The following is a 12490-nucleotide window of genomic DNA, read 5'->3' on the forward strand; positions in this document are numbered from 1 at the left end:
ATCACCATTCTTTGTATCACAAGCATTTCCATTTGTCACTTCACAACGGTATTCATAGCCATCTTTTGAAAATGGTACCGAAGCTAAAGTCAAACTAGCCGTTTGTGCTGAAGCTGGGCTACTACCCATACTCACAAAAACTGCTCCACCAGCTGTTGTTTTCTCAAACCACTGATATGTAATAGTACCCCCACCTGTAGCTGTAACAGAGAAAGTAGCTGATTCATTTTCATCTATCGTTTGATCAGTAGGTGGTGTCATCGTAATATCTTTAATGACATTTAAGCTTACTTGATCTGAAAAGACAGGCGTACAGAAATCACCACTAATTTTACAATGGAACAGATCATTATCATATAATGATAAATTCGAAACTATTAAATTTGTAGTGTTTGTTCCAGTAAAATCTGGACCATCATTTATTTCAATATTATTTTTATGCCACTTATAAGATAAAGTACCTTCAGCTGTTCCAGAAACAATAAATGTTACCGATGCATCACCTTCACATGGTGTTTTTGCAGTAGGCTGTAAAGTAATCTTAGCATGTTCACGCACATCTACATCAAAAATAACATTCACATTTCCACATCCATTCCCAGAAATAAGTTCACATGTGTAAGTCGCTTGATCAGTCGAAACTGCTGCACCTAAATCAAGAATATTTTCATCTGGCTGAACAGCTAGAGGCGTTACATCTTTATACCACTGATACGATAAAGCATCTCCTTCACCCGTTACCGATAAACTTAATGGATCACCAACACATGGTGTAGGGTTCAATTCAGAATTTGAAAGAACATTAATAGGTTTATATACATTTACTTTAGCAATAGTCGTGATATCACCGCAATAATCTGTAGTGACTTTAGCGGTATAATTTCCAGAAGAAGTTGGATAAGTTGCACCTGTAATTGTAGCTGTTAATTCATCTAATAAAAGACTGTTATCAGGATTCAACCATGATTCTTGAATATAATCAGCTCCAACAACGGTCATTGCTAGTGGAATATCATTTCCATTACAATCATTAATATCAGCAATTGCATTTATGCTTGGTTTATCATGTACAGTAACGTCGAATGTTCCTTCAACAGGACCACAACTACCTTCAACAATATATTTATATTCGAAAGTTCCTGATGTTCCTAATTCCTCAGTAGAAATAACTTTTTTGTTTAACTCTCCAGTTAACTCACTTCCATCCTTATACCATTTAATTGATGCATAAGAACCTGTTACATTAAGAATTAATGTGGTGTGTTCCCCTTCACAAATATCCGATATTACGGATGGATCTTTAGTAACAGTGACATTGGTCAAAATATTTAATGTTTGTTTAAATACTTTAAGACCACAGCCTGTTGTTATTTCACAAGAATACAAACCTGCATCAGCCATGTCTAATAATGGAGTATTATAAGATGAGGTTGAAATATTCAAGTTTGTCTTTACATTATCAGCTCCTGTAAAGAACCAAGCAAATGTTGGGTTTCCCACATAGCTCACCTCAAAATGATGCGTTAAGCCTTCACATATATCTAATGATCCAGGCGTTAAATTAACAGTCGTAACATCATCAATACTTAAAGTTCCTATCGCTTGTTGAGTAGAACAAATGCCATCACTTACAACACAGGTATAGTCACCAGCATCAGTAAGTTTTACAGGATTAAATACTAAGGTTGAACTTGTCTCATCAACAAGGTCATTTCCTAATTGATCTTTCCACTGATAGGTTATCCCTGCAGGTGGTGTTTCAACAATGGCTTCTAATGTCACTAGATTATCGCCAACACATGCTTTTATAGTGTCAATGGGTATTAGAGTAAAACTATTAACTAAATCGATAGTAAATGAAGTTTTTATATCACCACAATCGTTTATTGCAGTAACCTGCCAGACTCCCTCCGTTAATGCGTCAACTGTAATGTCAAATGATTTATTAATCCCTAGATCTCTGTTAATACCTTTAGCTGAATTCGTAGCCTTATAAGCACTTGCAAAACCAATATCATTAATCGTTACAGTAACAAAATCACCCGAACAATAAGGTCCATCTTTTGAGAATGAAACGCCAGTTAGTAGCGATTTGGGTTTTATAGAAAGCGTACTAGTAGAGTTTGCCGTACCACAACGATTGGTTACAGTTACCTTATAACTACCTGCCATATCGGTAGTAATATCTGTCAAACTAAGATCCGCGCTTGACTTATCTCCACCAACAGCTGATGGTGTTTCCCATAAATAAGCATAATAGTTACCAGAAGTTTCCAATTCTGCTTTGTATAAATGTGATAAACCTTCACACTTGATAACTGGAGTAAGATTTGTTAGTACAACTTGTGGATAAATATCACCTGCCACTAGGTTTACAATCTTTTCATTACCAATACAGGTATGATTATCTGCATCTCCAATATTATAATGAGCTGCAACAGCCACTTTATAATATGAATCACTCATGTTTGGCACGACTGGAAATACTGCCAAATTATTTGTAGCCATCAATGTCGCTCCTCGGTACCATGAATATTCCATAGTAGCTCCTGCTAGAACAGGACCAACAGCAGTTAAATTCACTGATTTTTGATCACACAATCCTTCTGGAACTTGTAAATCAGTTAAATTTGGCTTGCCAAAAATTTCAATTTGAACTTCTTGAGATAGAGCTTCACATGCATTTTCAACATCGCATCGAATTGGATAGACACCAGCCTCATAAGCTTTATCTAAATTGAAATCGAAAACTTTTCCTTCCGCCTTCTCAACACCACCTACTGACCATGCAATTCTACTATACTTACCTTCAACATTAACTTCTAATGCCGCAGATTCACCTTCACATAAATCAGAGTTTCCTGTGAGTGATCTAATATTAGCCAGTTCATCAATTATAACTTCAACTTCTAAAATTGCTGGTTCAACTGCTTCTCCACATTTTTGATAATCTTCATTGAAAGTTATTGTACAACGATATATGCCTTTATTAGCATCTGTTACTGCCAAGAACTCTAAATTATGAGTTGCTTTACCTGTAACGTTATCTTCTTGAATATCTTCATAAACTCCTTCACTAACCTTTCTTTCCCACTTGTAATTGTACCAACTGTAATCTTCATTTGATACATCAATATTTCCATTTCCACCTTTACAAAAATGTTCTGGTTTGTCGTGAGGTGTAACACTATAACTAGGCACAACCAATGCATTAAACTCACCTATTTCTTCGGCTGCAATAGCAAAGGCTACTGTGTCAATTGCAAACACACCTGATACCCCTGATGCATTCGCATCAACCAATTTAATTGTTGCTTTTTGATTATCTTTAGATTTCCACAATGCTGAAACAGTTTGCCACTTATCAACACTATTCATTAAGAAATTTGATTTAATTTTTTCTTCATTAATATATAAATCTACCAATTGAGGCTTATCTACTTTAGCCATTTTACCAACCACACTTATTATATAATTCGTTTCCCTGTCAATCGGCATGTCCTTTTTCTCATAGATAGTCTTAGCCTGTCCATCAGAGTAAACAATTAATATCTTCTCTCTACCTTCTTCAGCTAATACATCAATAAAACCAGAATTCTCTACTTTAGGAGTCGTGCTGATCCCATAGGTTCCTGGCTCTTGCATATTACCTTCTGATAAATCAAAACCTGTAGTAAATACAACCTGACCAGCATTGATATTTGCATTTGTATTAATATTTAATGCCGGATCTCGAAAGTAGGCCTTTACAATATACTTTGTATCAACGTCAGGAGCAGGTACAACCAATTTCCCTTTAGTCTCTGTAGGAATTAGATTTTCTTCTTTCACCTCATTTTCATACCACTCAATAAAATCAGGATCTGGAGTTGCTTCAATTCCAACTTCTATATTGGTATCATAACTTTCACAAACTACATTTAATCCTGTTTCGAAAGAAACATCTAAGTCAGTTACAATTTTTGGAATTGCTTTTGAAAACCCAGAATAATAACCTGCAGAACCAATATATCCAGACTGAACAGTCCAAGCCACATTAATAGCTTTCTCTGCCTGGAATTGTAGATTACCACTTACATTATTCACCTTGTAACTTTTCCACTCTGGAGCTCCAGGGATACTTGTGGCATCATTTTCATCTAGGCTAATAGCGGTTCCACCATCAATTGAATATTTAATATTAGCATCATTTTGAGCCAAAATTGTGATAACTGCAGTAACTCCCTTATATGCTAATTCTCCTGAAAAAGGCACATCAACCTGGTGCATACCAGTTGCCGCAAGAGGGGCAATAAAATTCATACCTACGGTTGGACCAATAGTTGACGCACTACCAGACATGGTTTGATAAACATAAACGTTTTTGTCTTTGGTATCAATAAACATAGTAGGTATTCCCTTACTATCTGGATCTTCATAATAAGTTTCGGGAATAACTAGGTATTCTCCTGCCGCAAGGGGTGTACTAGGATTAATCGCTGATCCTGATCCATTTACATAAACATAAGTATCATCAACAGTAGCTACAATAATAGGCCGTTCCGTTCTATTATCACCTTTACCTTTCATAACCACATACTGATCACGAATTTGATCATATGGCACAATTTGATCGAGCCCCATATCCTGTCCACTATTAGGTCCTGCTGTCCAGGAACCTGTGTTGACAACGATATCCTTATCTGAAACGATATGTGTACCATTCATATCGTTGATTTTATCACCATCAATATTCGTCAGATTATGATCTATTGCAATCGCATAACTTTCTCCCTTATTTAGAGTAATCTCGGGTAAAGCATTTGAAACTGGAACATCGAAACTATAAACAGAAGGAACCAGATAATCGGTTAATATTCCTGTTCTCAAATCAGTAATATAAACTTTCGTATTATCCTCAGTTGCCATCACGGATAGAAAATGAGAACGTCTGCTTGTAGATTTATAAGGATCATCAGTATAGACATGACCAGATCGGAACTCTTTCCCCATTGCAAAACGACCTTTAGTCGTTAAAGATCCTCCCTGTACACTGCTGACATGCCTAATATTGACATAAACAGGTGAATCATATGATCTAAATTTCAGACCATCATCAGGCAATACTAGATTCAACTTATTAGGGCCGATAACACCAAAAGGAAAATCATATGTTGTAGGATTAGATATAGTTCCACTATTGTTGCCTGCTGTTGTTTTAAACAAATATCGATATGGTGCTGATTTGGATACCTGAATAGTTTCAAAAGGAGTAATTGCACCTCCTTTAAAAATATCAACATCTATCAACACATCGGAATTAGTCGAAATTACTGCAACATGCTTTCCAATATCACCACTATTGCTAGAACCATTATATAATGGTGGTACATAGTGGATATAATCCAACTGAGCCTTACTAGCAAAAGGAAGTATAAATAAGAAAACTAGAATAGCTATTTTAAAACAAGCCTTGATTTTCGTAGAGCGGAATGAATAATTCATCAAAAGAATTTTGGTTAGTCTTCAAAAATACAAATAATGAACATAACAACATAGTGAATTTGATAAATATTTTTGATTAAACAATCAAAATATCGGATCAATTCAAACTCACAATAGAGGAGCTTCCGTTAAACGTATATTTTTGTCATTTGAAAAAAAACAATATATACACCTCTAAGCAATAAACTAAAGGCTTCTATCATTGCGTTTAAGGTTTATTGGAGCATTCGTGCCGATTATAGAAATAGTATAAAATAACTTGATAATGATCTTGAATTGTGTTTTTAATGCTTCTGAAAACCTCGTATTCAAGTCCGTCGATTTTCTGATACCAACTAATTAAAAATATTTTCCAAACTTTTACTTCTGATGAGGTAATTGTCCAAATAATTCTTTTAAAAAAAAGGCAAGAATCTTTTTTATATAGCGAGCACTCTTTCAACTATATCCCAATCTCTACTAATAATTTGATCCGTACTAGAAACAAGCTATTTTCTATTCCAAACATGAAAATAAACTAGACATTCTCAACTCAGAAAATATTGGACAATTAATACTGACTAAAAGCTTTTCAAGGTGAGTTTCTCTAATTAAAACTCTATAGGCATTTGGTGTAATTCACCTAGATGCATATCTAATCTTTTTCATGGAAAATAATTTGATAAATGGTAAAGTCGGAAAATATCTCTTCACTTAAAAAGTTTGAAGCAGGAGCTTGTAGTGATACTTAGTAGAATCTATATATTAAGTAATTAGATCACAAAGATTATATTATCTCTCCACCAAATTTCAATTTGATAAAAAAAACTCCATCATCAATAATTACAGTTTGATTTACACAATATTCCTTTTGTATAATATTGATTTAAGACAAAATATTTTGTATAAAAAAAGAGTTGACCCATGGCCAACTCTTTAAATTAAACATACTTAATAAGCTTAGCGAACTAAGATTACATTACCTTTTTCTCTCACTTCTCCATCTAACATCAAAACCCAAACGTATGCTCCAACAGGACAATCCTCTCCATTATAGGTTCCATCCCAACCATTGGCATAACCAGCCTCCTTTGTCTGATACATCAGCTCTCCCCAACGATTATAAATATACATTTCAAACTTATCAGTCACATTAATGTCTTTCAGATAGAAACGATCATTTTCGTTCTTTGACAAGGGTGTAAATGCATTGGGCGATTCAATTCCAATAGGCTTAACCTCTACCATAACAGTATCAATTGCAATACAGCCTATATTATCTTCGACTTTAAGCGTATAAACACCCGACTCACTCACTACTAATTGTGGCAATACACTACCATCACTCCAATCGTATACGTATGGACCATAATCCGGATTAAGCTCAGGATCGAGAGTAATTGTTTGTCCCTCAAAAATGATGATTCCAGGCTGAATTGTTTTATCCAACTCAAATTTTGGTGAAGGATTCATTAAGATCTTTTGAATCAATTCACAATCATTCTGCTCAACGCTTAACACGTACTCTCCAGGCTTGTCTATCGTTCTTTCCCAAGCTGTATAGCCATCATCCCAAACAGGATTAGAAAGATCTTTCGTATCAACAAGCAGTGTTTCACCTTCGCACAAGAATTGATTCTCTCCAACTTCTGGATTAGGTAACACTTCAACTTTTATTGAAGCTGAACCAACACAACCATATTCATCAGTTACATTAATCTGATAATCATTTACACCGAGATGACGTTTTATCAATTTCGGATTAGAATTCTTGAAATTATCTAAATCGCTTGGATTCGTCCAATTGATTTCTTTAATATCACCTGAGATATGCGTTGTCAACTCGATCTCTTTACATTCTCCAATAATCGTATCGTTTATTGTTGTGATAAGAGGTAGCGGAGCAACAGTTACATTTACAATATCATTACCAACACATCCATATTTATCAACTACAGTTGCAACATAAAGGGTTGTTTCTCCAGCTGTAAAAGTCGGTGTTTCAGAATTTGGATCATCTAAATATCGACTCGGAGACCATTTAATATTATTTTCTTGAGTCTCCGCACTCAACATCCTAGTTTCACAAGATCCAACTACAATATCCTCAACAATCTTAACGATTGGTAATGAATCAATTTTCATAACAAGTTCACCTGTACTGTTTGAACAACCTAGATCATCGGTATACGAATAACGAACTTGATACTCGCCATTCCCTTGTGAAGGATCAAAAGTATTCTGAGCAACTTCATTTACCCAATAAATACCTCCAGTTGGGAAACCGCCTGATAATGCGAATTCAGATTCACAAATCCCCTTAGATTCAAGGGTAGTTAGATTTACATCAGGTAGAGGATGAAGTTCAACTAAAGAATCCACTTCAAAATAGCAACCTGTCGCTTCATTTAAAATCTTTAACCTTACTTTACTATCTACTATCACATCTCCCCAGGTAATTTTGGTCTTAACAACATCTTCGGCTGGAGTGGTAAAGGCACCTCCGTCAACTAACCATCCATAATTAATATCTGGTAATAAGGCTGTAGTATAAGCGACTCTATCTTCCAATACACAAAGCGTCATTCGTCCAAAAATTTGCGAATTTGGCAATGCATTAACCGTTAATTTCTTAGAATTTGAGTATCGCTTAGCAGTACACTTATCAGACACTTCACAACTGTAATAGCCATCTTCCGTTAGACTCGCTGGATCAATTGTAAGCTGTGGTGCATTTTCTCCAGTAAGATTAGCACCATCTTTTTGCCATTGATAAACCTCATCGGTTCCTTCAACTTCAACAAGAAACTGAGCATTTTCTCCATCACAAACTTCCATTGCAGGACTTTCACTCAATATTTTGAGTTGGGGAATTACAACAAGTTTCATTTCAAGACTTTCTGATGCAATACCACATGAAGAATTCACAACACATTTGTATGCTCCAGCATCACTAGTTCTTAAATTTTGAATTTTAAGCTCTGTACTATTAGCACCAAGAATATCAACACTATCTTTTTGCCACTGATAAACTAAGTTATCACCTCTAAAATCAGCTGTAAATATTGCTTCAGCGTCATTTTCACATCTTTCCAGATCTTCGCTATTACTGATAAACTCAGGAAGTTTCTTGATAGTTAGATTAGCATCAGTAAAAACACGTCCACATTTACCTGTTACATCTACAGAATAAATACCTGCAGAATCCAGAGGAGTACTCAAAATATTAAGTGCAGCATCTGTTGAAACAGTTTTCCCTTTATGCTTCCAATCATAAGTCAGTAATGAACCAGACACCTTAGGAATCCAGGATAGATTCTCATTTTCACATAGAACTTTATCCTTTAAATCAGAATTTAGAACTGTAGTTTGATATACTATCACATTTACAGTTTCCTCTAAACTAGATCCTTCACCAACAATTTCACAACGGTAAGATCCAGCATCGGAAACATCTAGTCCAGGTATTGAATAATTTAATTCATGATGTACAAGATCCACATCGTTTTTAAACCAATTGATTGAGAAAACTTCACCTTCAACACTAATATTTAAGTTTAAAGACTCTCCATAACATTTCTCAATATCGGCAAGCGTATTCAAGCCATCAACAACCTTCATTGGATCTTTAACAGTCAAATATCCAGAAGTAAAACGAACACCACAATCACCCGTGATCTTACAGTAATATTCACCTGCATCTGCCATACTAAGCTCATCTATAGCTAGATTCTTAGTTGTAACTGCTACCAATTCAGTATCAACATTCGCTGTATTGATGTGATGCCATTCAAAAGTCAAATTGCCACCTGTAATATCCAAATCGAACACATGATTATTTCCAACATAAACGACTTCACCTTTAAGTGAGGTGTTTAATATGGTATTTGGATTCACCGTAAGATTTGCAATTTCACTTAGATCCGTACCACATGAACTTACTCGACACTCTACTTTATAATTTTTAGCAGTATTGGCATCTGATGCAAAGATGTTAGAAAGTTCAATCTCTGTAAGATCATCAAATGCAGGTTGAGCAAGATCATCGATCAACCAGCGATAAGTTAAATTTCCACCAGCTGCTACTGCTCTAAAAATAACATCTTCCCCTTGACAAACTATTTGATCAGCTATAGGTGCAAGCGTTGGTATTGGATAAATATCCTGATAAGCTACACTGAAATCAGTACCACAAGCATTAGTCACTTCTATCTTATAATTACCTTCTTCTGCAATCTCAGCAGTCGACAAATCTAAAGTCGGCGATATTTCACCAGCTAAAATACCATTGTTATATTTCCAACTGATACTTTCACCAGTAATCGCATCATATGCAATAGGACCCAACTCAAGAGCTTGTCCTTCACAAACTGCTGCTAAATTAAGACCATTTGTAATATTTGGGACATCGTTAATAATAATATCAACCGTGTAAGTCACATCAGTTCCACAACTTCCACTTACAACACAAGTATAGGTTCCTTCATTAAGTTCAGCCACCACATCAACTTTAAGCAGTGCAACATTTCCAGGATCAGCAACGCCAGCAGGTAACACTGTCCAATCATAAGTAGGATTATCACCAGTCACCTTAGCTTCAAGGAATAAATTATCTCCAACACAAAGCGTTTCGTTTATCCATGTATCAGTTTTTGTAATTGGATCTAAGACATCAATATAAATTGACTTAGATTTACTCATACAAAGATCTTCAACTTCTACTCTGTAAAGGCCTTTTTCAACAGCTGATATATTTGATTTAGTATAAGAACTATTCGCCTCACCTAAATCAACATCATCCTTGGTCCACGAGTATGTCGCAGAAACAGCGGGGCCACCCGAAAATACAGCATCTAAAACGATATTATCAGTTGGACAGAGAGGATTAGCATGTGTTAGATTATCCAAATCTAAAACCTCATGATGAGAAATATTAAAATTCTCTGTAACGGCTGGACAAACACCAGCAGTAACACCTACAGAATAAGCACCATCAGTTGCATCAACTGCAACAAGATTTAGACTTGAATTGTTGGTCCCAATAATTGTACCGCCTCTTTTCCACTTATAAATATTAGGCGTTGGTCCTGATAAATTTGTCACATTAAAACTAGCACCAGAACCATAACAAATCTTCTTATCTGCAATAGTGTTGAAACTAGCAGGAACATCAACTCTTAAATTCACTACACTTGAATAGTTGTCAGGATCCGTTACTAAAGCTCTAAATTTCCAAGCATCCATTCCAGCAGTCGCATTAGTGACAGTCAAAGTACTTTTATCCAAAGTTCCTGATTCTGCGACTTCAATAACCGTCCCAAATGTCACATCATTATAAACTCCTCCTCCATTCGTACTATATTCCCATGTACAGGTAGTCGCTGAATTTTTAAAGAAGACGACAAAACTATATGTATCATCTATACAAACATGTTGATCAACAGGTTGAGTTGTTATCTTAATTGCAGGATCAACAACTAAAGTCGCTTCAGCACTAGCTACATCTGTAGAACAAGTATTGCTAACTAAACTTTTATATAAATGACCATTAAGCCCTATAAGAGCTGGATCAATTGTTAAGCTTGATGAGGTCTCACCGCCCATCAAAGCGCCATTATCCTGCCACTTATAAGTAAAAGGCTCAGTTCCTTCAGCTTCAACAGAGAATGTTGCTACTCCATCTTCAGCAATTATAATATCTTGAGGTGGTTTTGTAATGCTAACATTTCGATTCACAGTCAAACTTGCTTTTTCTGACTCAACTGTATTACAAAGACCATCACTCACAATACAGTAGTATGATTGTCCATCATTTCCTAATAAATCTGCAATTGATATATTATCTGATGTTTCACCTGACATAACTCCAGCATTATCGTACCATTGATAAGCTGGTGTTCCTTCCGAAGAAGTAACTACATTAAAAGTAGCCGGACCATCATCTTCACAAATAATAACAGCCGAAGGCTGTGTTGTCATACTTGCATGTTCACGCACATCAATAACAAAATTAACATCAACGTTACCGCAACCATTTACAGATATGAGTTCACATCTATAATTTCCTTCATCACCTAAATCAGCTAGATCTAAGTCAAGTACATTACTTGTTTCTCCAGGAAGAGCGGCTCCCTTATACCATTGGTAAGACAAACCATCCCCTTTACCATTCACGATCAAACTAAGAGGTTCATCAACACATGGTGTTGGAGCTAGGTTAGAATTTGAAACAACTCCTATCGGTGCGTAAACATTTACTTTAGCAATAGTCGTAAAATCACCACAATAATCTGTCGTGACTTTAGCGGTATAATTTCCAGAAGAAGTTGGATAAGTTGCTCCTGTAATTATAGCTGTTAATCCATTTGCTAAAAGACTATTATCAGGATTTAACCATGATTCTTGAATAAGGTCCGCACCAACCACAGTCATACTCAATGGAATATTACTTCCATTACAACCATTAATATCTGCAATTGGATTTATACTTGGTTTATCATGAACCGTAACAACGAAATTGCCTTGTGGGTTTTCACAATCTCCCGTCAATTTATAAGTATAAGTATAGGAACCAGAAGCTCCAATAATACCAGTTGAAATTCTTGTTTCCCCCTCATAAGCAGTTAACTCAGTATTTGCATTATCAAACCACTTAATAGAAGCTGGGGTTCCAGTCACATTGATTATTAACTCTGTCTGATCTCCTTCACATATATCCAAAATCGTTGCAGGATCTTTTACGACACTAATATGATTATTTACGACTAATTGACGCTGATATTTTTCAACAGTTCCACATTCAAGAGTGATATCACAATAATAAACACCAGCATCAGCTAATTCAACAAGAGGAATCTCATAAAAACTATTGGTTCCAATTACTGCCCCATTGGGATCATTAAATCTCCAAGCAAAATCTGGAGAACCAACCGTTACAATATCAAAAATATAATTCACAGCCCCTTGACAAACAACTTCAACAGGAGCTGTTAAAGTACTTGTCACACTTTCGGTATTTAAATTCGCA

At 35.6% G+C, this 12490-nt stretch carries 2 protein-coding genes; both read right to left on the reverse strand.

What is annotated here, in order from left to right:
- Positions 1–5484 (reverse strand): hypothetical protein (locus tag ABY905_RS08300; protein WP_372642450.1); only part of this gene is annotated, 5484 nt, incomplete at its 3' end.
- Between the two features lie 939 nt (positions 5485–6423).
- Complete coding sequence (locus ABY905_RS08305) at positions 6424–12468, reverse strand: gliding motility-associated C-terminal domain-containing protein (protein WP_372642452.1); 6045 nt, start codon at positions 12466–12468, stop codon at positions 6424–6426.
- Positions 12469–12490: the final 22 nt, after the last annotated feature.

Source organism: Ancylomarina sp. (assembly GCF_041555295.1).
Taxonomy (GTDB): Bacteria; Bacteroidota; Bacteroidia; order Bacteroidales; family Marinifilaceae; genus Ancylomarina.